The organism is Achromobacter sp. 77, assembly GCF_020541125.1.
Taxonomy (GTDB): domain Bacteria; phylum Pseudomonadota; class Gammaproteobacteria; order Burkholderiales; family Burkholderiaceae_B; genus Achromobacter; species Achromobacter mucicolens.
This window is the reverse complement of the sequence record NZ_CP059848.1, coordinates 3,127,379-3,149,675: the sequence shown is the minus strand read 5'-3', so window position 1 is coordinate 3,149,675 and position 22,297 is coordinate 3,127,379. Positions and strand designations below refer to the sequence as shown.

Annotated in this window: 20 protein-coding genes; 6 read left to right on the top strand and 14 right to left on the bottom strand. The window is 67.1% G+C overall.

The window, feature by feature from the left end; genetic code table 11:
- Positions 1-89: 89 nt before the first annotated feature.
- Complete coding sequence (locus H4P35_RS14540) at positions 90-758, top strand: HAD family phosphatase (RefSeq protein ID WP_179689259.1); 669 nt, start codon at positions 90-92, stop codon at positions 756-758.
- A gap of 14 nt (positions 759-772) precedes the next feature.
- Here the strand turns inward: H4P35_RS14540 and H4P35_RS14535 are convergent, their stop codons facing one another.
- From H4P35_RS14535 to H4P35_RS14520, 4 genes are all read right to left on the bottom strand, one after another.
- Positions 773-1,930, bottom strand: a complete 1,158-nt coding sequence (locus tag H4P35_RS14535) for a nitronate monooxygenase family protein (protein ID WP_056318276.1) — start codon at positions 1,928-1,930, stop codon at positions 773-775.
- Positions 1,931-2,051: 121 nt separating this feature from the next.
- On the bottom strand, positions 2,052-3,440 hold the full coding sequence (locus H4P35_RS14530) for a tripartite tricarboxylate transporter permease (RefSeq protein WP_226846057.1): 1,389 nt from the start codon (positions 3,438-3,440) through the stop codon (positions 2,052-2,054).
- Positions 3,437-3,961, bottom strand: a complete 525-nt coding sequence (locus H4P35_RS14525; protein ID WP_226846056.1) for a hypothetical protein — start codon at positions 3,959-3,961, stop codon at positions 3,437-3,439. The genes H4P35_RS14530 and H4P35_RS14525 overlap by 4 nt, the downstream gene beginning before the upstream one ends.
- A gap of 71 nt (positions 3,962-4,032) precedes the next feature.
- Positions 4,033-5,322: a hydroxymethylglutaryl-CoA reductase, degradative gene (locus H4P35_RS14520; protein WP_226849473.1), complete on the bottom strand. Its 1,290-nt coding sequence runs from the start codon at positions 5,320-5,322 to the stop codon at positions 4,033-4,035.
- 131 nt (positions 5,323-5,453) lie between these two features.
- Between H4P35_RS14520 and H4P35_RS14515 the strand changes: the two genes are divergently transcribed.
- On the top strand, positions 5,454-6,872 hold the full coding sequence (locus H4P35_RS14515) for a PLP-dependent aminotransferase family protein (protein WP_180098623.1): 1,419 nt from the start codon (positions 5,454-5,456) through the stop codon (positions 6,870-6,872).
- On the opposite strand, the gene H4P35_RS14510 is transcribed toward H4P35_RS14515, so the two are convergent.
- From H4P35_RS14510 to H4P35_RS14495, 4 genes are all read right to left on the bottom strand, one after another.
- Positions 6,863-7,690 (bottom strand): anaerobic ribonucleoside-triphosphate reductase activating protein, encoded by an 828-nt coding sequence (locus tag H4P35_RS14510; RefSeq protein WP_062840971.1) that lies wholly within the window; start codon positions 7,688-7,690, stop codon positions 6,863-6,865. The two genes, H4P35_RS14515 and H4P35_RS14510, sit on opposite strands and share 10 nt — an antisense overlap.
- Positions 7,656-7,838 carry an anaerobic ribonucleoside-triphosphate reductase gene (gene nrdD / locus H4P35_RS14505; protein ID WP_152384607.1) on the bottom strand — a complete coding sequence of 61 codons (183 nt, stop codon included), beginning with the start codon at positions 7,836-7,838 and terminating at the stop codon, positions 7,656-7,658. The genes H4P35_RS14510 and nrdD overlap by 35 nt, the downstream gene beginning before the upstream one ends.
- 93 nt (positions 7,839-7,931) lie before the next feature.
- Entirely contained in the window at positions 7,932-9,926 is a 1,995-nt protein-coding gene (locus tag H4P35_RS14500) for a ribonucleoside triphosphate reductase (protein ID WP_056318295.1), read from the bottom strand.
- A 161-nt stretch (positions 9,927-10,087) separates the two neighbouring features.
- Entirely contained in the window at positions 10,088-10,438 is a 351-nt protein-coding gene (locus H4P35_RS14495; protein WP_056318298.1) for a DUF3325 domain-containing protein, read from the bottom strand.
- A gap of 306 nt (positions 10,439-10,744) precedes the next feature.
- Here H4P35_RS14495 and H4P35_RS14490 point away from each other — a divergent pair, with 306 nt between their 5' ends.
- The 3 genes from H4P35_RS14490 (at position 10,745) to H4P35_RS14480 (ending at position 14,445) form a co-directional block, all read left to right on the top strand.
- Entirely contained in the window at positions 10,745-11,359 is a 615-nt protein-coding gene (locus H4P35_RS14490; protein WP_152384605.1) for a hypothetical protein, read from the top strand.
- 12 nt (positions 11,360-11,371) lie between these two features.
- The gene (locus tag H4P35_RS14485) at positions 11,372-13,747 is read left to right on the top strand and encodes a catalase (protein WP_226846055.1); all 2,376 of its coding nucleotides are present in this window, start codon (positions 11,372-11,374) and stop codon (positions 13,745-13,747) included.
- Positions 13,748-13,923: 176 nt separating this feature from the next.
- Positions 13,924-14,445 (top strand): YSC84-related protein, encoded by a 522-nt coding sequence (locus H4P35_RS14480; protein ID WP_226846054.1) that lies wholly within the window; start codon positions 13,924-13,926, stop codon positions 14,443-14,445.
- Between the two features lie 51 nt (positions 14,446-14,496).
- Here the strand turns inward: H4P35_RS14480 and H4P35_RS14475 are convergent, their stop codons facing one another.
- Together H4P35_RS14475 and H4P35_RS14470 are read right to left on the bottom strand one after the other, a co-directional pair.
- Positions 14,497-15,480, bottom strand: a complete 984-nt coding sequence (locus H4P35_RS14475; protein ID WP_056318309.1) for a tripartite tricarboxylate transporter substrate binding protein — start codon at positions 15,478-15,480, stop codon at positions 14,497-14,499.
- Positions 15,481-15,497: 17 nt separating this feature from the next.
- The gene (locus H4P35_RS14470) at positions 15,498-16,919 is read right to left on the bottom strand and encodes a M20 family metallopeptidase (protein WP_226846053.1); all 1,422 of its coding nucleotides are present in this window, start codon (positions 16,917-16,919) and stop codon (positions 15,498-15,500) included.
- A gap of 114 nt (positions 16,920-17,033) precedes the next feature.
- Between H4P35_RS14470 and H4P35_RS14465 the strand changes: the two genes are divergently transcribed.
- On the top strand, positions 17,034-17,960 hold the full coding sequence (locus tag H4P35_RS14465; RefSeq protein ID WP_152384600.1) for a LysR family transcriptional regulator: 927 nt from the start codon (positions 17,034-17,036) through the stop codon (positions 17,958-17,960).
- Position 17,961: 1 nt separating this feature from the next.
- Here H4P35_RS14465 and H4P35_RS14460 read toward each other — a convergent pair whose 3' ends face one another.
- From H4P35_RS14460 to H4P35_RS14445, 4 genes are read right to left on the bottom strand one after another with little or no spacing between them, the layout of a single operon-like run.
- Positions 17,962-18,444, bottom strand: coding sequence for a transporter suffix domain-containing protein (locus tag H4P35_RS14460; protein WP_226846052.1), 483 nt, complete (start codon positions 18,442-18,444; stop codon positions 17,962-17,964).
- An 11-nt stretch (positions 18,445-18,455) separates the two neighbouring features.
- Positions 18,456-19,532, bottom strand: coding sequence for a DUF2955 domain-containing protein (locus H4P35_RS14455; RefSeq protein ID WP_226846051.1), 1,077 nt, complete (start codon positions 19,530-19,532; stop codon positions 18,456-18,458).
- Complete coding sequence (locus H4P35_RS14450) at positions 19,522-20,685, bottom strand: HlyD family secretion protein (RefSeq protein ID WP_226846050.1); 1,164 nt, start codon at positions 20,683-20,685, stop codon at positions 19,522-19,524. Before H4P35_RS14450 ends, H4P35_RS14455 begins: the two co-directional genes overlap by 11 nt.
- Positions 20,678-22,237 carry an efflux transporter outer membrane subunit gene (locus H4P35_RS14445; protein WP_226846049.1) on the bottom strand — a complete coding sequence of 520 codons (1,560 nt, stop codon included), beginning with the start codon at positions 22,235-22,237 and terminating at the stop codon, positions 20,678-20,680. Before H4P35_RS14445 ends, H4P35_RS14450 begins: the two co-directional genes overlap by 8 nt.
- Positions 22,238-22,297 lie beyond the last annotated feature (60 nt).

Genomic DNA, 22,297 nt, shown 5'->3' with positions numbered 1-22,297 from the left:
GCTTGCGCCGCCAGACGCAGGTCATTCGGCCAGATCGGCGCGGTAACCCGGCTGGCCTATCATGGAGCGCACGACACGATGGAGGTTTCATGCACACGTCCGCTCCACGCCTGGTGATCTTCGATTGCGATGGCGTCCTGATCGACAGCGAAATCATTGCTGCGCGCGCCCAGTCCCGCGCGCTGGCCGAACACGGCATCGCGATCACGCCTGAAGAGGCCGCGCAGCGCTTCGCCGGCATTCCCGATGCGGACATGTGGCGCACGTTGCAGGCCGAAAACGCCTGCTCGCTGCCCGACGAATTCGCCCGGCAGTATGCCGACCGGCTGGAACGCACGTTCCGCACCGAGCTGCGCGCGCTGCCGCATGTGCATGAAACCTTGAGGGTCTTGCGCGAACGCGGCCTGGACCTGTGCGTGGCGTCCAGCAGCATGCCCGCCAAGCTTGAGGCAGCATTGAAGATGGTGGGTCTGTGGGAGATGTTTGCGCCCCACGTGTTCAGCACGGCGCAGGTCGCCAAGGGCAAGCCGGCGCCCGACATATTCCTGTATGCAGCGCGGCAGATGCGGGCCGCGGTGCTGGACTGCGTCGTGGTCGAGGACAGTGTGCCGGGTGTACGCGCCGCCCGGGCGGCGCGCATGCGGGCGGTGGGATTCGTCGGCGCCTCGCACAACGGGCCGCAACAGCGGCAGCGGTTGCTGGACGAGGGCGCCTTTGAAGTGATCGATGATCTGCGGCGCCTGCCGGAGATCATCTGAGGGTTGCTGAGGCCTTAGGCCGCGGCGGGCATTTCGCCGTGCAGCAGGTAATCCATCAGCTCGCGCACTGAGCGCATTGCGCTGCCGAACGGCAGCTTGGATGCGCCGCGGAAGAACAGACCGCGGCTGACTTCGCCGCGCATGGCGGCTGCGAGCTTCAGGTCGATGCAGAACTGGCCAAACTTGGCGATGCCGTCGCGCAGGCCGCATTGCGTCAGGCAGTCCATGCGCTGGCTGCAGCGGCGCGGATCGGCGCGGGTGTTGGCCTGAAGCGTGCCTTCCTGGCGCAGGTAGCGCGTGAGCCACGGCGTGGCGACCGCGCGGGCCGGCAGGCCGGCCACGCTGGTGAATTCCGCCAGTTGGGTGGGATCGGCGTCGATCAGCACGCGCTTGAAGTTCTCGTGGGCGTCGCCTTCGTGGGTGACGGCGAACGCGGTGCCGACCTGCACGCCGTCGGCGCCGTTGCTGAGCCAGTGCCGGACCTGTTCGTGGCTGCCGACGCCGCCCGCGACGATCAGGCGGGGCGCATCGCGGCCCAACTGCAATTCACTGAAGAGGGCGTGACATTCGGCCAGCACCTTCTTGAAATCGAAACGCTCGCTGTGCAGGTCGTCGAGCCGGGCCGCGCCCAGGTGGCCACCCGCATAGCCAGGGTGTTCGATGACGACTGCGTCGGCCAGGCGCCCCTTTTTCATCCATTTCTTGAGGACGGCGGCGACGCCCCGGGCCTCGGACAGAATGGGCACGAGCGCCACTTTGGGGAAGTCGGCGGTCATTTCGGGCAGGTCCAGCGGCAGGCCGGCGCCCATGACGATGGCCTCGGCGCCGCTTTCGCAGGCCTGGCGCACCAGCGCGGGGTGGTCGCGCACGGCCTTCATGACGTTCACCGCCACCAGGCCGCGGCCTTGCGCCGTGTCCAGCGCGGCGCGCACTTCACGATGCAGGGCTTCGCGGTTGGCTGTGTCGATCGTGTCGCGGTCATTGCATTTTTCGGTTTTTTCCACGAGATCGGCGTGGTGATGGCGCAAATCGACGCTGGCAATGGTGCCCACGGCGTTCTGGCTGGCAACCGCGCCGGCCAGGCGATGGGCGGATACGCCAACGCCCATGCCGCCCTGCACGATGGGCAGCAACTCGCGTCCGGCGAGGGTGAGTGATTTGAACCACGTCATGATATGAGTCTTTCCTCTGGTCAAGAGACCAGAGGCTAGAGCAAGGTGGGGAGCGCCGCCTTGCGAAGAATCAAGTGGCGCGGCAATGGGCGGGGCTAAATACCCGCCCATCCGTCACGCTTTATCCCAGCAGCTTGACGATCGCCGGCACCGAGAGCATGGCGGTGTAGTAGCCCATGAACTGCACGCCGGTGTTGAAACCGAACAGGCGCGACAGCAGGCCGCCGATGAGGCCCATGGTCAGGATGACGAGCAGGCCCAGGAATTGGCCTTCCCAGACGCTGATCACGATGATCAGTCCCACGAACGTGGCGATGATGGCTTCGTGGCTGACCCGGCGCGAGACGAACAGCGCGGCTCGGCGCGCGAAGTTCATGGCGAAGGGATAGGACACCACCGCCGCCAGCAGCACCGCCAGCATGCCGTATCCCAGGAATTCCCAGTGATTCAGCAGGTTGTGCAGGTTGTGCGTCTGGCCCGTTGCCGCATCCACCGTAAAGCGCGGCGGCGCGTTAAAGAGCGGCGCCGCCGGTCCCGCGGCCACGGGGCTCAGGGGCAGCCCGAACGCGATCAGCGGAATCAGGGCCTCGGCAATGTAGGTGGCTTCGGTCACGCCGTTGCGCGCGCTCAGCACCGTGGTCAGGCGGTGATAGGCGTGCTTGACGCGCGAGCCCACCAGTTCGCCCAGCACGACGGTCATGGCGACCGGACTGAACACGAACGTGGCGCTGGAGACGGCCGCGGTGGCAAGCGTCCAGCGCGTCTGCACGCGGTCCATGACCTTCAGCGGGTTCGGGAAGTAGCCCGACCAGCCCTTCACATCGGGCGCCAGCGAGAACGTGCGCACTTTGTCGCGCATCATCTTGCCGCGGCCTTGCGGCGAGAGGACAGTGAACAGGTCGGCGATCAGCGGGCCGATCGCAATGCCCAGGAAATAGCTGATGCTCAGCTTGACGCCGTATTTGGCCGTCAGGCTTTGCAGCGCAATGATGACCATGACGAACGGCACCAGCAGCGCCACGGCGGCCCAGCGTCCCGCGGAGAAATATGCGATCAGCAATGCGGCCGCCAGGAAGATCCAGGGGGCCGACTTGGTGATCGCGGCGCCGAACGGCGCAAGCAGTACGGCAAACAGCACCGCCAGCGGCACCGCGACAAAGGCCGCCACGATGGCGCCGGACACCATCTTGCGCAGCGCAATGTGCGGCACGCCCAGTTTGCGCAGCATGTTTGCATCCTGCAGCAATGGCGTGGCCAGCGTGTCGCCCGGGATGCCCAGCAGCGCGGTGGGCACGGCGTGCGTCATGTGCTTGGCCACCGCGCCCGCCAGGAAAAAGGTGAAGACGCCGGCCGGCGGCACGCCCAGCAGCACCACCAGGAGGGTCAGCGGGGCCAGCGTGGTGGTTTCGTCGGTGCCGGACACCAGGCCGATGGCGGCGAACACGACCGCACCCAACAGGCCCATGCCGGCGGCCACCATGATTTGTTCAAGCAGTGCGGGGTCGCTCATGCCAGTGCCTCCTTGGCGGCGCCGCGCGGCGCGGCGGCGGCGTTGGTGCCGCTGTCTGTGATGCCACCGGTGATGCCATTACCGGCACCAGAGCCGGCTGCGGCAGCAGGCTGTGCGAACAGGTCGTACAGATCCAGTTCCTTCAGTTCGCGCACGACCGGCTCGGGCAGGTCCGCCAGTGTGCCCAGGCCGCCCGGCTGCTCGGCCAGTTCGGCCAGCACCTCGGCGCGCCAGGCGGGATCATGTGTGGCGCTGCGCTCGATGACCTCGCGCTTGGGCGGAAACAGCCGCGCGCAGATCACGCCGGCCAGCACGCAGCCCGCCAGCCCGGCCAGCATGGCGTAGGCGTGCGCGAGCTCGGGCGAGGCGACCATGCCGCGCAGCCAGCGGCTGGCGGCAAAGAAGCCCGCGACGCTGATCGTGATGCCGATGCCGATGGCCCAGGCCAGATGCCTGAGATCCACCGTGTCGCTCCAGACTTCAGCCAGGCGCGTAGAGGGCGCCGGGAGGCTTTGTTTCATGTCTCTCTCCTGTGTTTATCGGACGGCGCGCGTGGGGGGGGCGGCGCCGTCTCGGATACCTGCCTTGCGGGTTATCGGGCTGCGCGCAGTTCCTCCAGCAAGGCCAGCGCGCGATCGGTGCGGACATCCTTTTCCGCCGCCATGCGCTTGGCAACTTCGTCGATCTCCGCGCCGGTGGCGCCCGCCACCAGGGCAATGTTGCGGGCATGCAGCGCCATGTGGCCGCGCTGGATGCCTTCGGTGGCAAGCGCGCGCAGCGCGCCCAGATTCTGCGCCAGGCCGACCGCGACGGCGACTTCGCCCAGCTCCTGCGCCGAGCGCACGTCCATGATCTTCAGTGCAAGGTGCGCCAGCGGATGGGTCTTGGTGGCGCCGCCCACCAGGCCCACGGGCATGGGCATTTCGATGGTGCCGACCAGGGCGCCGGAGGTGTCCTTTTCCCAATGCGTCAGCGACGTGTAGCGGCCCGAGCGGCTGGCGTAGGCGTGCGCGCCGGCCTCGACCGCGCGCCAGTCATTGCCCGTGGCCACGATCACCGGGTCGATGCCGTTCATGATGCCCTTGTTATGCGTGGCGGCGCGGTACGGGTCGATGGCGGCGAACGTGTAGGCATCCAGCACGCCTTCGATGATCTCGGCCCCGCTGCGCTCCTTGGTGTCCAGCGTCTGCGGGGTCAGACGCACGCGGGCGCGGGCCAGCCGCAGGTCGGCCAGGTTGGACAGGATGCGCAGCCGCACCGACCCGCCGACGATCTCCTCGACCAGCGGCGCCACGGCCTCGGCCATGGTGTTGACGGTGTTGGCGCCCATGGCATCGCGCACGTCGACGATCAGATGCATCACGATCATCGGACCGCGCGGCGTGTCAGGAAAGACGTGCACTTCGATGTCCTGGCAGCCGCCGCCCAGTTCGATCAGCACCTTGTCTCGGCTGTTGGCCAGCGTCAGGATCCGCTCCCGCTCGCGCAGCAGGGCCAGCCGCGCGCCATGCGGGTCGGTCAGGCCCAGCACCTGCACCTGCGCACGCATGAGGGGCCGGGTGCTGGATGTCTCGAAGCCGCCGCACTCGCGCGCCAGCTTGGCCATGAACGAAGCGGCAGCCACGACGGACGGTTCTTCCACCGCCATCGGCACCAGCACGTCGCGGCCGTTGACCTGGAAGTTGCCCGCCACGCCCAGCGGCAGCTCGAAAGTGCCCAGCACGTTTTCGATCATGCCGTCGGCGCGGGCAAGGCCCAGGGCGCCGGGCTCGGCGAGCAGGCTGCGCTCTTCTGCCGTAAGCGAGGCGGCGTCGGCAATGGCAGCGAGGCGTTGGGCGGGCGTGAGGGCCCGGAAGTTGGGCAGGCGTGAATCGGCCACGATGGCGTGTCTCCGTATAAGAATCGAGTGGCCTGATTCTAGGTAAACTGTACCGCTATTCAGAGGTACAGTTTGGGCAAACAGTACCATTGCACTGCACCAATTTTAGGCAACGCATTCACGGAGATCCGAACGTGGCAGACGCCAATCCGCCTGGCCGGCCGCAGCGCCCGGCGCCCATCGCCGAAAGCCTGGCCAATCTGATCGGCCAGCAGATCGCAGACGGCGTCTATCGCGCCGGCGACAAGTTGCCATCTTTGCGCGAGCTGGCGCAATTGCACCGTTATGCCAAGAACACGGTCGTCGTGGCATTTGAAATGCTCGTGGCGCGCGGGCTGGTCGAGCCGCGGCGCGGCTCTGGCTTTTACGTGTTGGATGTGGACCACGCGCGCCCCGCGTCGGACGAGGAACCGGGGCAACTGAGCCGGGCGATGGATATCGTGTGGCTCATGCGCGAGCAGCTCAAGACCCAGCCGGACGCGGTTGCCGTGGGCGATGGATTTCCGCCGGTGGAGTGGCTGGCGGACATGCGCATGGACCGCTACCACCAGAAGGTGGTGCGCACGGGGCTCGGCGCGCTATTCCGCTATGGCAGCCGTTTCGGCTACGCGCCGCTGCGCGAAAGCCTGGTGCGCAAGCTGGGCGATGTGGGCATCAACGCCGCGCCGTCGCAACTGGTGCTTACGCATGGCGCCAACGAGGCCATGGACCTGGTGATCCGGTACTTCCTGCCGCCGGGGTCGACGGCGCTGGTGGACGACCCAGGCTACTACCCGCTCTTTGGCAAGCTGAAGCTGGCCGGGGTGCGGATGGTGGGCGTGCCGCGCCTGCCCGACGGGCCGGACGTGGTGGCGTTGGAAGCGTTGCTGCAGCGCGAAAAGCCGCGGCTATTCTTCACGCAATCGATCGCGCACAACCCGACCGGCTCGGACATGACGCCGGCCAAGGCCTACAAGATCCTGCAGTTGGCAGAGCGCTACAACCTGATGGTGGTCGAGAACGATCCGCTGGCGGACTTCAAGCCCACGTCCTCGGTCCGGCTGTCGGCGCTGGATCAGCTTGAGCGCACGCTGTACATCGGCAGCTTCTCCAAGTCGTTCTCGGCGGCGCTGCGCGTGGGATTCATCGCCTGCAATGCGGCACTGGCCAGCGATCTGGCCGACCTGAAGGCGCTGGTGCATGTCAGCAGTTCCGAATACTGCGAACGCATGGTGGACGTGATGCTGCGCGAGGGCCATTACGAGCGGCATCTGGTGCGGCTGCGGCAACGGCTGGAGGCCGCGACCGGACAGGCCTTGCAGGTGCTGGACGCGCTGGGCGCCCACGTGTTTACGCGGCCAACCAGCTCGCTGTACCTGTGGGCGGCGTTTCCGGGCGTGCCGGACTCGCTGACGCTGGCCGAGGCGCTGATGCCCGAAAAGGTCATCATGGCGCCGGGCCGCGTGTTCAGCGTGGACCCCAAGGCGGTGTCGCCGTGGTCCCGCTGCAATGTAGGCGCCGTGGTGTCGCCGCGGTTTCATGCCACCCTGGCCGCTCACCTGGCTCAGCGGTAGGCAAATTCCTCGAAGGTTTGCCGCAGCTCGGCCTGCGCCTGGTTGCTGAGCGCGCGCGCGACCGGGGCGCCGGGCGCGGCGCGTGCCGCTTGCACCGCAAACTGGCGCACGCCGCGGCGCGAGAGTTCGCGCGCCAGCGTCATCAGGCGCGGTTCGTCCAGCCAGTCCGGATGCCAGGTGATGCGGCATTCGAAGTCCGTGCCTGCCGATAGCAACTGCGTCAGGCACGCGAGCGCCGGGCGCTGCGAGTCGCGACGGCCCGTGATGTCGTCATAGCCCTTGGCGTCCGCCTTGATATCCATGCCCACCCAGTCCAGATGGCGCAGCACGTCGGCCAGCCGCAACGGATAGATGCCTGCGGTGTGCAGGCCCACGCGGTAGCCCATGCGTTTGATGTCGCGGATCATGGCGGGCAGGCGCGGTTCGCTCAAGGGCTCGCCGCCGGAGAACACGACCGCATCCAGGAGGCCCTTGCGGGTTTCAAGGAAGGCACGGACTTCGCGCCAGTCATAACGGGCGGCGCGCGTCTGCAGCTCGGTGTTGTGGCAATAGTGGCACCGCCACGGACAACCCGAGATGAAGACGACCGCCGCCAGCTGGCCCGGCCAGTCCACGGTGGAAAAAGGCACCAGCCCCCCGACCGCGGGCGAGTGCCGGGGCAGGGGCTGGATGACGGGTTGGGGCGGCGAGGCATAGGCTGGCCGGTCGGTCAGCAGGCGCACGGCCTGGCTGGCGGGCCGGCCGGCGCCGCCGGCCTGCGAAGCGCCCACGGGCGAGCCGCCTTCAGGCACTGCGTTCGACGAAGAAGCGGCGCTCATTGAATTCGCCCTGTTTGCCGGTGTTGAAGGAAGACACCGGGCGGTGGTAGCCCATCACCCGGGTCCAGACTTCGCAGCGCACGCGCTGGCTGTCGTCCAGTTGGACGGCGGAAGCGGACGTGGCGGCGGGGGCGGTCAAGGTTTGCATGAGATTTCCTCGGGAGTGAATGCCGGACGCATGCCCGGCGGGTGAAGGACAGCGCGCGCCGGGAGGCCACGCGCCGGTCCGGGTCCGGAAACGCTACGCCGGCGTGCAGCAGGCCGATTGCTTGGCCAGCAGCTCCGCGTCGCACTTGGGGCAGAACTCGTGGTGCCCCGCCAGATAACCGTGATTCGGGCAGATCGAGAACGTGGGCGTGACGGTGATGTAGGGCAGGCGGAAGTTGGTGAGCGCGCGGCGCACGAGCTGTTTGCAGGCCTCGGCGGTGGACACGGCTTCGTTCATGTACAGGTGCAGCACCGTGCCGCCCGTGTACTTGCTTTGCAGCGTCTCCTGCAGTTCCAGCGCGTGGAAGGGATCGTCTGTGTAGCCCACCGGCAACTGGCTGGAGTTGGTGTAGTAAGGCTGCGCGTCCGTGCCCGCTTGCAGGATGCCGGGATAGCGCTTGCGGTCTTCGCGGGCAAACCGGTATGTGGTGCCTTCGGCCGGGGTGGCCTCCAGGTTGTAGAGATGGCCGGTTTCTTCCTGGAATTCGGTCATGCGCTGGCGCACGCGATCCAGCAGGCGCACGGCAAAGGCGTGGCCGGCGGGCGTGGTCACGTCTTCGGCGTCGTCGGTGAAGTTGCGGATCATCTCGTTGATGCCGTTCACGCCCAGCGTGCTGAAGTGGTTGCGCAACGTGCCCAGGTAGCGGCGGGTGTAGGGGTAGAGCCCCTGGTCGATGTAGCGCTGCACCACCTTGCGCTTGGTTTCCAGGACATCGCGGCCCAGCGCCAGCAGATAGTCCAGGCGTTCCATCAGGCGTGCCTCGTCGCCGCGGCACGTATGGCCCAGGCGGGCGCAGTTCACGGTCACCACGCCGACCGACCCGGTCTGCTCGGCCGAGCCGAAGAGCCCGTTGCCGCGCTTCAAGAGTTCGCGCAGGTCGAGCTGCAGGCGGCAGCACATCGAGCGCACCATGTGCGGTTCCAGGTCGGAATTCAGGAAGTTCTGGAAGTAGGGCAGCCCATAGCGCGCCGTCATTTCAAAGAGGCGCTCGGTGTTCGGGTGGTCCCAGTCGAAATCCGGCGTGATGTTGTAGGTGGGGATGGGGAACGTGAACACGCGGCCCTTCGCGTCGCCGGCCATCATGACCTCGATGTAGGCGCGGTTGATCATGTCCATTTCGGCTTGCAGGTCGCCGTAGGAGAACGGCATTTCCTCGCCGCCCACGTACGGGATCTGGTCCTTCAGGTCGGCCGGGCAAGTCCAGTCGAAGGTCAGGTTGGTGAAGGGCGTCTGCGTGCCCCAGCGGCTGGGCACGTTCAGGTTGAAGATCAGTTCCTGGATGGATTGCTTGACGTCCGCGTAGGTCATCGCGTCGCGGCGGATGAAGGGCGCCATGTAGGTGTCGAACGAACTGAATGCCTGCGCACCGGCCCATTCGTTCTGCAGCGTGCCCAGGAAGTTGACGATCTGGCCGATGGCGGCCGACATATGCTTCGGGGGCGTGGATTCGACCTTGCCCGGGATGCCGTTGAAGCCTTCGGTCAGCAACTGGCGCAGCGACCAGCCGGCGCAGTAACCGCTGAGCATGTCCAGGTCGTGGATGTGGATGTCGCCTTCGCGGTGGGCGTGGCCGGCTTCGGGCGTGAAGACGTTGGACAGCCAGTAGTTGGCGGTGACCTTGCCGGCCACGTTCAGGATCAGGCCGCCCAGGCTGTATCCCTGGTTGGCGTTGGCATTCACGCGCCAGTCGCGCTGTTCCAGATACTCTTCCATGGCGCTTTCCACGTCGACCAGCGTGTGGCGCAGGGAACGCAGGCGGGCGTGCTGCTCGCGATGGACGATGTAGGCGCGCGCCGTGCGCCAATGGCCCGCCTGGACCAGGGCTTCCTCGACGCGGTTCTGGATGGTTTCGACGCCGGGGCAAACATTGCCGTCCAGCTTTGCGATGACGGTGCCGGTCAGGGCGCGTGCGCCTTGCAGGTCCAACTCCCCGGTGCTTTGGCCCGCCGCCGCCATGGCTTGCGCGATCTTCTCGCTATCGAATGCAACGACGCGGCCGTCGCGCTTGAGGATGTGTTGGATTTCCATTGTTGGCACCATATGTAGTGGAATTCGAAAACTCTACCACCACATATGGTGCTGAATGGTTGGCATCTGGGCGCAGGTTGACCGACGTCAAACAGGCAAAATGGTCTGCGAAATTGCGCAATGCTGCGATGGGTCGCGGCCAGGTGCTCAGTAAAACACCGTCAAAACCCGATGCCCACGCCCACCAGGGATATCGCCACCGCCAGGGCGGCAGCGCCTGCGGCAGGCCGTGGCGTCCAGGACAGTTTGCCAAACCACAGCAGCGCGCCCGCGCAGAGCCAGCCCAGCCAGACCATCATGCCCAGCGCATCGCCCCACAGTCCGACGCAAGGCAGGATCGCCAGCCCCATCAGCAGTGCGCCAGCGCCGCGCAGCACGCGCGTGTGGGCCGCACGGGGATTGCGCGTCCAGACTTGGTGGTAGTGGCGGGGGGTGGCCAGGGCCAGGCAAGCCATGCCGGCGTAAGTCAGCAGCAAGGCCATCGCGATTGCGCAGAGGTCATTCAGGGTCATGCGGCTGCACGTCTTGCGCACGTTGCCGACCCTGTGTGAGGGCGCGGCGCGCTGGCGCTTTGATGGGTAACGACCCTGATTCTACGGGAATCGGCGGCGCGTCCGGCGCGCGGGGCTTTGTATTTTCTTCCGGGCGATGCGCAACGTGTGCGGATCGGCCGGCCCCCGCGACGCCCCGCAACGCCCGTCTGCGCGGCGTTTGCAGGCGCTTTTCCATCGCAGGAACGGCAATTGCTGGGTTCGCGCCTCCATCCGGAACGATCGCCGCGTGCGGATCGTTGATGACCTACCACAAGGAGCCCAACCATGAAGCGCAAAGCCGGAAACGCCGATCAGATCAAGGAACTGCTGTACCAGGCCCTGGAAACCGAAATTGGCGGCCTCGCCATCTACGAGACCGCCGTGTCGTGTGCCATCAACGAAGACCTGAAGAAGGAATGGCTGGGCTATCTGGAAGAAACGCGCACGCATCGCCGCGTGCTGCTGACCGTCTTCGAGCAACTGAAGCTCGACCCGCAGGCCAAGTCGCCGGGCCGCGACGTGGTGCGGCACTTGGGCGAATCGTTGGTGAAGGCCATGAAGATGGCCATTTCGGCCGGCGATCCCGAAGCCGCGCAGCTCGTGGCCACCGAATGCGTGGTGCTGGCCGAGACCAAGGATCACGCCAATTGGTCGTTGATCGGGTTGATTGCCGAGCAGCAGTCGGGCGAGCAGGCCAAGATCCTCAAGCAAGCCTACGACGCGGTGGCGACCGACGAGGACCACCACCTCTATCACACGCAGGGCTGGTCGCGCGAACTGTGGATCGAGTCGCTCGGCTTCCCCGCCGTGCTGCCGCCGCCCGAAGAAGTGAAGAAGGTCGAGACCGCCATTGGCGCATCCCGCGCCGAACAGGCGCGCGACTCGATGCTGACCCATTAAGGAGAAAGACTCATGGCAAGCAAAAAGCCAGCCAAGGCCGGCCAGGGCGGTGCACTGGACACCGCCTACATGAACACCGACAGCGGTCCCGCAAGCGGACCGGCCGGCAAGCCGAGCCACCCCGCGCTCAAGCGCGCGGCAGCGGTGGGCGCCACCGTGGGCGCCATGCCCCATAACACCAACAAGGAAGCCGAGTACGGCGAGCAGGCCGCGCGTTGCCCGTACGCCGGCGCGCACGTGGGCGCCGTGGACCCCGCCGTCGGCGCAAGCTCGCTGTCCGAAAAGGAAGTGTCGGACAAGACCGGCGACGCCGCGACCCCGGGCGTGAACCGTGTCGACGGCCAACTGCCGCGCGTGCGCGCGGACGGCGGCGGCCAGGAACTGACCACCAATCAGGGCGTGCGCGTCAGCGACAACCAGCATTCGCTCAAGGCTGGCCTGCGCGGGCCGGCGCTGCTGAAGGATTTCATCCTTCGCGAGAAGATCACGCACTTCGACCATGAGCGGATTCCCGAGCGCATCGTGCACGCCCGCGGCTCGGCGGCCCACGGCTACTTCGAGTGCTACAAGCCGCTGACCGACCTGACCGCCGCGTCGCTGTTTGCCGAGGCCGGCAAGCGCACGCCGGTGTTCGTGCGCTTTTCGACGGTGGCGGGCGAGCGCGGATCCAAGGACACGGCGCGCGACGTGCGTGGCTTTGCCGTCAAGTTCTATACCGACGAGGGCAACTGGGACCTGGTGGGCAACAACATGCCGGTGTTCTTCATCCAGGATGCGATGAAATTCCCGGACCTGGTCCACGCGGTCAAGCCCGAGCCGCACCATGGCATGCCGCAGGCCGCGTCCGCGCACGATACCTTCTGGGACTTCGTGTCGCTCATGCCCGAGTCCACCCACATGCTGATGTGGGTGATGTCGGACCGCGCGATCCCGCGCAGCTACCGGATGATGCAGGGCTTTGGCGTGCACACGTTCCGGTTCGTCAACGCGCAGGGTGAGTCGCGCCTGGTGAAATTCCACTGGAATCCCATCCTGGGGACGCACTCGCAAGTGTGGAACGAGGCGGTCAAGGTGTCGGGCGCAGACCCTGACTATCACCGCCGCGACCTCTGGGAAGCCATCGACGCGGGTCATGGTCCGCAATGGGAGCTGGGCGTGCAGGTCTTCACGGAAGACCAGGCCGAAGGCTTCAGCTTCGACGTGCTGGACGCCACCAAGATCGTGCCCGAGGAACTGGTGCCGGTCGTGCCCATCGGCCGCATGGTTCTGGATCGCAACCCAGACAACTTCTTTGCCGAGACCGAGCAGGTGGCCTTCTGCGCCGCGCATGTGGTGCCCGGCGTGGACTTTACGAACGACCCCCTGCTGGCTGGCCGCATCCATTCCTACGTCGACACGCAGATCTCGCGCCTGGGCGGCCCGAACTTCCACGAGATCCCCATCAACGCGCCGCTGGCGCCGGTGCACAACAACCAGCGCGATGGCATGCATCGCCAGACTATTCATCGGGGCCGCGTGTCCTACGAGCCCAATTCCCTTGCCGGCGGCTGTCCGTTCCAGGCGGGAATGGACGGCTTCGTGTCGTTTCCGGAGCCGGTGACGAGCGACGAACTGCGCGGACATCCGGAAAAGTTTGCCGAGCACTACAACCAGGCCACGCTGTTCTACGACAGCCAGACCGCCTGGGAACGCAAGCACATCATCGACGCCTTCGCGTTCGAGCTCAGCAAGGTGACGGTGCCGCAGATCCGCGAGCGCATGGTCGCTTCCCTGCGCAATGTGTCGGACGAACTGGCGCAGGGCGTGGCCGATGAGATCGGCATGCCCTTGCCGGATCCCTTGCCGCGCGCGACGAAGACTCCGCCCAAGTCCGAAGTGCAGGTGTCGCCCTCGCTGTCGCTGACCGCCCGCCCTGGCGACGGCGGCGTGGCGACGCGCAAGGTCGCCATCCTGGCGGCGGAAGGCGTGGACGGCAAGGCGCTGTCCGCCGTGGCAGACGCGCTCATGCAGGCAGGCGCCGTCGTGCGGCTGGTGGGCCAGCGCATTGGTCCGATGCAGACGGGCGAGGGCGGCGCGTTCGATGCGGATGCGTCGCTGGACAACCATCCGTCCGTGGTGTTTGACGGCGCGGTGGTTGTCGGTGGCGCCGACGCCGTGCAACGCCTGGCGGCCGACGGACGGGCGCTGGAGTTCCTGCGCGACGCCTATCGCCACGGCAAGACGCTGATGGGTGTCGGCGACGGCGTTCAGGTGTACGCCGCGGCGGGCATCGACCCCGATCCGAACGATGGCGGACTGCTGCTGGGCGGCGAGGATCCGCAAGCGTTCATTGCCGCCTTGGGCAAACATCGCCATCCGGAACGGGAGACGACGCCGCCCAAGGTATGAGGGGCGCGGCAGCACGGGTAAGCAAGGACCATTGACACCCGCGGGACGCCTCTCGAATACTGAGCCGGCAGGTCGGGCGAGCGCATCGGGCGCTCGCCCTGTCTAACCGGGGAGGCCGTATGAACCGAGCGTCCGTGTTGCCTGTGAAATTCGTTGGCTGGCTTTGTGCCAGCCTTTTGTCTTTTTCCGCCCTGATCAGCGTCTCCCCGTCCGCGCGGGCGGCGTCGGCGGCGGAGATAAGCGCCGACGCAACGGCGGCGCTAGAGCAGCTTTACACGCAGGACCCGCGCATCCGCCAACTGGGCGACAAGGCCGTTGCGGTGCTGGTGTTTCCCAACATCATCAAGGGCGGTTTCCTGGTGGGTGGCGAGCGCGGCTCGGGCGCCTTGATCCGGCGCGGTCAGGTCGAGGGCTTTTATTCGATCTCGGCGCTGTCGTTCGGACTGCAGGCGGGCGCGCAACAGTTCTCGTACGCGCTGTTCTTCATGAACGAGCCCGCGCTGGCGTATCTGAATCAGAGCGACGGCTGGGCGCTGGGCGCGGGCCCGAGCCTGGTCGTGGTCGACCAGGGCTATGCTGCCAGCATCTCGACCACGACCCTGACGCAGGACGTGTACGCGGTGCCGTTTGGCGAGCAGGGCCTGATGGCGGGGATGGGGCTGGAAGGATCCAAGATCAGCAGCATGGTGCCGGATTGATGACGCGGCACGCAAAGCAGGCGGGACGCCGGTGGGCGTCCCGTGTTGCGGTCACTCAAGCGTAATGCCTGCACGCTGGGCGACGGCGCTGAATCTGGCGATCTCGATCGTGATCTGGTCCCTGAAGGCCTGGCCAGGCAGGAAGACGGGGTTGAGCGACAGGTCCGATACGCTCTTGCGCACTTGTTCGTCGTGCATGATTTCCGTCATGGCCCGGTTCAGCGTGTGCATGACGGTGGATGGCGTCTGGGCCGGCGCGACCAGGCCGTACCAGCCCACGAACGACACATCCGCCATGCCGGCTTCCGCGAAGGTCGGCACGTCCGGCAATTGCGGCATGCGTTGATCGCCGGTGACGGCCAGCGCGCGGACCTTGCCGGCGCGCGCCTGGGCCGCCGACGCCGACACCGTGTCCACGGCCAGGGCGATCTCGCCGCCGATCAGCGCGGTGATGAGCTGCGCGCTTCCCTTGTAGGGAACCGGCACCATTTTGGCGCCGGCTGCCTGGGCGAACATTTCGCCCGTCAGGTGGGGGGCGGATCCCGGTCCGAACGTGCCGTACATCAGGCCGCCCTTGGCAGTCTGCTGGCGCGCGAGTTCGGCCGCCTCGTGAGGCGTGGCCGCGGGCAGCGAATTCTGCGCCAGCAGCACGACGGGGGCCATCGCGACGATGCCCACGTGCTCGAAGCTGCGCACGGGATCGTAGGGCAACGCGGGCTTGAGTGCCGGCAGGACGCTGTAGGTTGTGCTGCCCGACAGCATCAACGTGTAGCCGTCCGGCTTGGCGCGGGCGACCGCTTCGGCGCCGATGAGCGTCGAGGCGCCGGGGCGGTTTTCAACGATGACGGGCTGGCCGAACTTCCCCGACAGCTTGGTGGCAAGCAGGCGCGCCACCGCATCGGTGGCGCCGCCGGGTGTGAAGGGGACAACGATCTTGATGGCCTGGTCCGGATAGGCCGCGTGGGCGTCTTGGGCGTGGGCGGCGGTGGCGGCAAGGGTCAACGCCAACAGGGCGGTGCGAAATCTGGCGGTCATGGCGGGGCTCGGTCTTGTCAGGCGTAAGTGGACGATTGGGCGCAGGCTTGTTCGAGTACGTCGGCGCCCTGGGTTCCCAGGTCCCAGAACAGGCCGGCCATGATGGCCAGGCCTTCCCGGGCGACGCTGCCCAGCAGATGCTCGTTGGGCGCGTGCTGCGCGCAGGCGGGGTAGGAATGTGGGACCCACAGGGTGGGCAGGCCAAGCTGGTCGGCAAAGATGTCGTTGGGCAGGGAGCCGCCCAGGTTGGGCAGGAGCGCCGGGCGCTTGCCGGTGGTGTGTTCCAGCGAGGCGGCGGCCCAGCGTACCCACGGGGTGTCTGGCGACAGGCGCGTTGCGCCCGCCTGCATGCCGATGCGCACTTCCACGTCGGCAAGGCCAAGCTGGCGCAGATGATCGGCCACATGATCCTGCAGGCCGCGCCAGTCGGTGCCCACCACGAAGCGCAACTGGCACCAGGCCACGGCTTCGGGGGGGATGGCGTTCACGGGCTTGGCCGGGTCGCCCGCGCCGAAGGTCAGCACGTCCAGGCTGTTCCAGCCAAACACCTTTTCAGGCGAGGTCAGGCCGGGTTCGCCCCACCACGTGTTGATGGCCGGATCGTCTTGCCCGCCGCCGACTTCAAGGTCGGCCAGGGCCTGGGCGACCGCGGCGGGGATGGGCGGGGGACGCAGCCCGGGGACGGCGATGCGGCCGTTGGCGTCCACGAGCGAGCTGATGGCGTGCGACAGGCGGATGGCCGGATTGGCGAGCAGTCCGCCCCAGTTGCCGGAGTGGTAGCCGCGGTCCCGTGACCGCACCCTGAGTTCGAAATTGATCGCGCCGCGCGAGCCCATGAACAGCGTGGGCCGGGCGGCGTTCAGGCGCGGTCCGTCGCTGGCGATGAAGACGTCGGCGGCCAGGAGATTGCGGTGCGTCTTGCAGAAGTCGGACAGACCCGGCGAGCCGGCTTCCTCGCCGGTTTCGATGAGCCAGATGGTATTGAAACCGAGCGCGCCGCCGCGCGCATCAATGACGCGGGACAGCGCTTCAAGGTTGATCGAATGCTGACCCTTGTTGTCGGCCGTGCCGCGCCCGTACCAGCGGTCGCCTTCGACCTTGAGCTGCCAGGGGTCGCGGCCGGATTCCCATTTGGCGGCATTGCCCCGCACCACGTCACCGTGGCCATACATGAGAACCGTGGGCAATTCGGCCGCTTCGATGCGGCGCGCGACCAGGATCGGCAGGTCCACCCCGGCCGGATTCGCGTGCACCTCACAGGAAAAGCCCAGCGCCGACAGGCGCGGAACCAGTTCGTCCTTCAGGTATGCATGCTGCGCCGCCGCCTGCGTGGGCACTTCGCTTTCGGTCGCAAATGCGACCCGGCGCGCCAGGGTGTCCAGAAGGACGCCGCTGTCATACGCTTGTACGGCGTGGAGAATGGCTTGTTCGCGGGTCATGGCGGTTCTCGGTGCGGGGGTTGGAAGCACAAATTTATTGCGCTTCTTAACGTGCCACAATTAGATATTTCGCACTTTTACGTTGCTTAAATGGCATGTCTTCGGGAGCCCGCCATGATTTCCCTAGGCCTCAGATATTTCCTGGAAGTCGCGCGCTGCGGATCGATCGCGGGCGCGGCGGCGGCCCTGCACGTGGCGGCGTCCGCCGTGAGCCGGCAGATCGCCAAGCTGGAGGACAGCTTGGGCATCGTGCTGTTCGAGCGTCAGGCGCGCGGCATGGAGCTCAGCGAGGCAGGCTTGCAACTGGCCGCCTACGCCCGGGCCGCCGCCCTGGAGGCCGAACGCGTCACCACCGAGATCCGGCGGCGCAGTGCGCTGGGCGACGTCACCATCCGGCTGGCCTGCAGCGAGGGCTTCGCGCACCGTTTCATGCCGATGTGCATGGCCGACTTCAAGCAGATGCGGCCCGAGGCGCGCTTTCATCTGCAGGTGGATCGGCCGGAAGAGGTGATTCGCCGGATTCTGGAGGGGCTGTCCCAGATCGCGCTGCATTACACGGTGGCACAGGACGATCGGCTCAAGACCGAGCTGCTGACCCGGGCCCCGGTGTACGCGGTGATGTGCCGGCGGCATCCGCTTGCCAGCCGCCGCACGGTCAGCCTTCGTGACCTGGCGGAGGTGCCGGTGTCGGTGGGCGATACCGGCACGACCGTCCGCCAGTTATTCGACAACGCCTGCGCCAACGCCGGGCTGCACATCGAGCCGGCCTACGTATCGAACAATTCGGCGGCCTTCTTGCCCATGCTGCCGGGCAGCCGCATCGTGGCGCTGACGGGCTACCTGACGCTGATGGGCGACCCGCAGGGGGCTGCGCTGGCCGCGGTGCCGTTCAGCAACCCCGAGATGCGCCAGCGCAGCATTCAGGCGGTGACGCTGCAGGGGCGCACCTTGCCGCCGCTGGCCAAGGAGTTCCTGGATTTCATGGCGCAGCGGCTCACCGCCACGCCCCGCGCGCCGGATGCGGACAAGGGCGACGCGTGAGCTAGACCGACCGTACGAACAACGCCCGCAGCTTGTTCCAGAAATCGCCGCCCAGAACGAAGAAGCTGGCCACCAGCATGACGTCGCCCAGCAGCTGCGCCTGCCATATCCGGGGGCGCAGGCCCGGCCAGATCTGGTCGACATAAGGTTCGAGCATCGAGGTCAGCAGCGGCAGGATGAACATCACCATGCCGATCGCATGGCGCACCGGCCCCACCTTCTGCACGGGCGCCAGTTTCTTCGCGTGACCGCCGATGATGGCCTTGAGCTGCTGGAATCCCTCTTTGCCCATGACGGCGATGCAAGTGATGAGCAGCACCTTGTTGGCGATGAAGATGGCGCCCGTCAACGCCGCGATGCGTGACCCCGGGATGTCCATCACGGCGCCAATCGGGATAAGGAACCAGAGCGCGAAAGCCAGGATGAAGAGGGCGATTCCGCACTTGAAGCGCCAGCCCATCGCTGGCGCAGGGGGGGTAGGCATGTCTTGGACACTCATGGCGGACTCCTTTTAAGGCGTGAGAACGGATGGCGTGCGGAAAAGCCCGGTCCGCGCGGCCGGGGTTCAAGCAACTGCAGCATCAGGCACGCATACAGCGTGACCGCGATGAACAGACCCATGCGAATGGCGAAGGCCGTGTAGACATCATTGCCCGCAATGCTGTCCTGGACCGACTGGCCAAGCAGGATGATGAGCGTGATCAGGGTGTTCAACCAGAAGCTCGGGGCGTGCGGCGTGGGGCTTAGCCGATACAGCTTGCGGGCGATCACCAGCGCGAACAGCAGCATCCAAAGGAAGTACATCCACAGGCTGGGAAACGGCCTGAGTCCGATCCAGAACGCCACGGCAAGCACGCCGGCCAGCAGGGTGGAACCGAGTATTTCGCGCGCCGCGCCATGCGCAGCCGTGACGCAGCTCTGCCTTCCCAGGCTGACCGCCTTCAGGATGATGGGCATGTAGCCCAGCGGATCGGTCATTGCCAACAGGAAAGCCGGCAGCACCACCAGCGCCGCGCGCAGGGCCATGCGGTTAGCCTCGCCCGCAGATAGCACGGGCGGGGGCGGCGGGGCCGGAAGGCCAGGCGGATCCGGGAACAGCGCGTGGCAGACGCCCAGCATCAGCGCCGCGAGCAGCAGGCCTTTGACCAGCGCCTCGATCACCGTCACGGCCAGACCGAAGTCGAAGGTGCCCGCCGCCGAAATCATGGTCAGGCCGATGATGAGAAACGTCGACACCAGGTTGTTGCCCCCGCGCAGCCCATGACGGAACGCGAGGAACAGGCACAGGCCGACGATCAGGACGCCGGCGGCCGGGTAATAGCGCAGCAACGGGATGAGCACGAGGCCCGTGCCCGTGGTGAACGCCGCCACCAGCGCCAGGCCCACGCCGGCCTTCAGGGACAGCGGCCGGTTCATCTGCGCCAGCAGGAAGACGCCCAGCACGGGCGCGACCATCGGGATCGGCATGTCCAGCCCGAAACTGATCGCCAGGCACAGCGCCGTCCCGACGCCCAGTCGCAGGGCGCGCTGGCCGCGCGGGTCGCGGGGAGCGGGGCGGTCGTCAGTACGCATAGGAAAGCCAGCTCATCAGCCGCAAATACAGGCGCCCCAGCGGATTGAGCGGATTGCCCGGCTGGGGAAATGCCATCACTTCCGCCTGTCCGCCCACGCGAATGCCGCGCAGGGAGGGGAGCTGCCCGGGATCGAGGTCGATGGCCACTGGGAAGCGCTGCGCCGGACGCAGCCAGTCGCGGCTGTTCTGCACCGTGGGCAGGCTGCCGGGCTGCGTGGGCGTGCCAACGCTTACGCCATAGCCCACGCTGCGCACCCGGCCCTCGAAGATCCGGCCGGGCAGCGCGTCCAGGATGATCGCCACCGGCGTGCCGGGGTCGACGTGTCCCAGATTGTTCTCGGTCATTTCCGCGTTGATCCACACGTCATGGATGGCGATGAGCGTCATGACGGGCTTGCCCGCCGCCGCGAACTGGCCCACATCGGTGCGCAGGTCTGTGACCAGGCCGGCCGCGGGCGCGCGCACCTGCGTGTTGGCAAGGTCCAGCTCGGCCTTTGCGACGGCGGCGGCGGCACTGCGCAGCTTGGCGTTGTCTTCTTCGCTGCCGCCTTCCTGCTCGCGCGCCCGCTGCACCTCGGCGCGCGCGGCCGCAACCTGGCTGACCGCCTGCGCCAGGTTGGCCCGCGCGATCTCCAGGCGGCGCAGCGAGACCGTGCCCCGGTCGTCGCTGTACAGGCGCTCGAGGCGGGTGCTGTCCTGGCGCGCGCGGACCTCGTTGGCTTGCGCCGCGCGCAATGACGCTTGCGCCGAATCGATGCCGGCGGTGCTGGCGCCGATCTGGCGGCGCGTGGCGTCCAGGTCGGCCCGCGCACGGTCCAAGGCGATGCGGTACTGCTCGGCGTCGACGTCGAACAGCACGGCGCCCGCCGGGACGTCCTGGTTGTTGCGCACGCGAACCTGGGTCACCCGGCCCGCCACTTCGGACGCCACCGGGACCACGAAGGCCTCCACCCGCGCCTGCTGCGTGTAGGGCGTATAGCGGTCCGCCAGCAGATACCAGACCAGGCTGAGGACGATCACCACGACGACCCACCGGATACCTTTGCGGGCGGGATCCGGCGCGGGCGGCGGCGCGGCGGGCGGCGGGGGACTGGCTGCGGGCGCGGGGCTGGCTGGGCTGCCCGATGGCGGCGCGGACCGGGGACTAGTCATCGGATCGCCTCGTGGTCTTGGAAATCGCGGAGGCCGGGGCGGGGCGCCCGGCTTCGGTCAGCAGGTCGCCCCAATTGGTGCGTTGCTGCATCTGGTCCCGTGTGGCTGGATCGATCACCGGCTGGCCGCTATACCAGCCGCCGCCCACCGCCTTGTACAGCGCGATCAGGTCGCTCACGGCGTTTCCCCGGTTCACCAGATAGGTGTCCTGCTGGGTCGCCAGCGCGCGCTGGGCGTCCAGTACCCGCTGGAAATCGGAATATCCCTCGCGGTACAGCGCATTGGCCAGCGTCAGCGAACGCTTGGCCGCAAGCGCCGAGTCATAAAGAATGCCGTCCCGCTCCAGCGCCTTGATGAGCCCCGTGGCCGCGTCGTCGGCTTCGCGCGCCGCCTGACGCACGGCGTCCTGGTAGATGACGATAAGCTGCTGGAGGCGCGCGTCCTGCAGGCGCACCGTGTTGGTGATCCGGCCGTGGTCGAACACGTTCCAGTTCAGGCTGTGACCGGCAAGCAGCGCCGCGCCGCCCGACGTGCCGGCCAGCGACGTGGCGGTCCAGACAATGCTCCCCAGCAGCGTCAGCGAGGGGTAGAGCTCCGCCTTGGCCACCCCCACCTGCGCGGACTGCGCCGCGATACGCAGTTCGGCGGCGCGGATGTCCGGGCGCCGCAGCAGCAGGTTTGCGGGCACGTCCTGCAGGACAGCTTTGTCGATCAGCGGAATCACGGCCTCTTTGGATGCCAGGTCGGGCAATTCGGGCATCGGACCAGGAGGCTTGCCGACCAGCACCGCCAGCGCATTGCGCGTGCGCGCGATCTGGCTTTCGAATTCCGGGATGGTGCTGAGCGTGCCCAGGTATTGCGTGCGGGCCTGCTGCAGGTCCAGTTCGTCGGTCTCGCCGCTTTTGAACAGGCGTTCGGTGATCTCGTAGCTGCGCTTCTGGATCGCCGCATTGTCGCGGGCAATGCGCAGCCGCGCCTCGGCCGTGCGCAGCGCGTAATAGCTTTCGGCGACCTGCGCGTGCAGCAGCACCAGCACGTCTTCGCGATTGGCTTCGGCGGCGAAGTAGGCCGCGTCGGCGGACTCGATGGCGCGGGAAAACCGGCCCCAGAAATCCAGCTCCCAGCCGATGTTGAAGCCCGCGCTGTATTGCCAGAAACTGCTTGGGCGGGGATTGCCCTCGGCCGAGCGCGACGCGCGATGCTGGTACAGCGCGTCCGCGCCCACAACCTGGGACTGCGGAAACAGGCCGCTGCGCGCGATGCCCAGCTGGGCGCGCGCTTCCATGATCTGCAGGCCGGCCACCTGCACGCCCGGATTGTTCGCGTCCGCTTGGGCAATCAGGGATTCAAGAACGGGGTCGTTGAAAATGCGCCACCATTGCCGCGCATCCGGCTGGGTGCCGGATTCGGTGGCCTGCCGCAGCGCCGGCGTGTCCCACTGACTGGACCAGTCGACGCGCTGCGGCGCAAAGTCGGGCCCCACCTGCACGCATCCGCCGAGGCTGAGCATGCCCATCAGCAGCAGTCCATTCGAACAAGTCATCGGCCACATTGGGCACCATGTCTGTCAGAGGCCAAACTGCGAGTTCCGGTGTCGGCGCTTTTAGGGCCC

Bases quoted from the DNA above. Each gene is read 5' to 3' on its own strand.
- nrdD (WP_152384607.1), bottom strand. From the start codon at position 7,838: ATGCAAACCTTGACCGCCCCCGCCGCCACGTCCGCTTCCGCCGTCCAA.
- H4P35_RS14455 (WP_226846051.1), bottom strand. From the start codon at position 19,532: ATGCGTACTGACGACCGCCCCGCTCCCCGCGACCCGCGCGGCCAGCGC.
- H4P35_RS14445 (WP_226846049.1), bottom strand. From the start codon at position 22,237: ATGTGGCCGATGACTTGTTCGAATGGACTGCTGCTGATGGGCATGCTC.
- H4P35_RS14465 (WP_152384600.1), top strand. From the start codon at position 17,034: ATGATTTCCCTAGGCCTCAGATATTTCCTGGAAGTCGCGCGCTGCGGA.
- H4P35_RS14485 (WP_226846055.1), top strand. From the start codon at position 11,372: ATGGCAAGCAAAAAGCCAGCCAAGGCCGGCCAGGGCGGTGCACTGGAC.
- H4P35_RS14500 (WP_056318295.1), bottom strand. From the start codon at position 9,926: ATGGAAATCCAACACATCCTCAAGCGCGACGGCCGCGTCGTTGCATTC.
- H4P35_RS14470 (WP_226846053.1), bottom strand. From the start codon at position 16,919: ATGACCCGCGAACAAGCCATTCTCCACGCCGTACAAGCGTATGACAGC.
- H4P35_RS14510 (WP_062840971.1), bottom strand. From the start codon at position 7,690: ATGAGCGCCGCTTCTTCGTCGAACGCAGTGCCTGAAGGCGGCTCGCCC.
- H4P35_RS14495 (WP_056318298.1), bottom strand. From the start codon at position 10,438: ATGACCCTGAATGACCTCTGCGCAATCGCGATGGCCTTGCTGCTGACT.
- H4P35_RS14540 (WP_179689259.1), top strand. From the start codon at position 90: ATGCACACGTCCGCTCCACGCCTGGTGATCTTCGATTGCGATGGCGTC.
- H4P35_RS14460 (WP_226846052.1), bottom strand. From the start codon at position 18,444: ATGCCTACCCCCCCTGCGCCAGCGATGGGCTGGCGCTTCAAGTGCGGA.
- H4P35_RS14535 (WP_056318276.1), bottom strand. From the start codon at position 1,930: ATGACGTGGTTCAAATCACTCACCCTCGCCGGACGCGAGTTGCTGCCC.
- H4P35_RS14525 (WP_226846056.1), bottom strand. From the start codon at position 3,961: ATGAAACAAAGCCTCCCGGCGCCCTCTACGCGCCTGGCTGAAGTCTGG.
- H4P35_RS14530 (WP_226846057.1), bottom strand. From the start codon at position 3,440: ATGAGCGACCCCGCACTGCTTGAACAAATCATGGTGGCCGCCGGCATG.
- H4P35_RS14490 (WP_152384605.1), top strand. From the start codon at position 10,745: ATGAAGCGCAAAGCCGGAAACGCCGATCAGATCAAGGAACTGCTGTAC.
- H4P35_RS14450 (WP_226846050.1), bottom strand. From the start codon at position 20,685: ATGACTAGTCCCCGGTCCGCGCCGCCATCGGGCAGCCCAGCCAGCCCC.
- H4P35_RS14475 (WP_056318309.1), bottom strand. From the start codon at position 15,480: ATGACCGCCAGATTTCGCACCGCCCTGTTGGCGTTGACCCTTGCCGCC.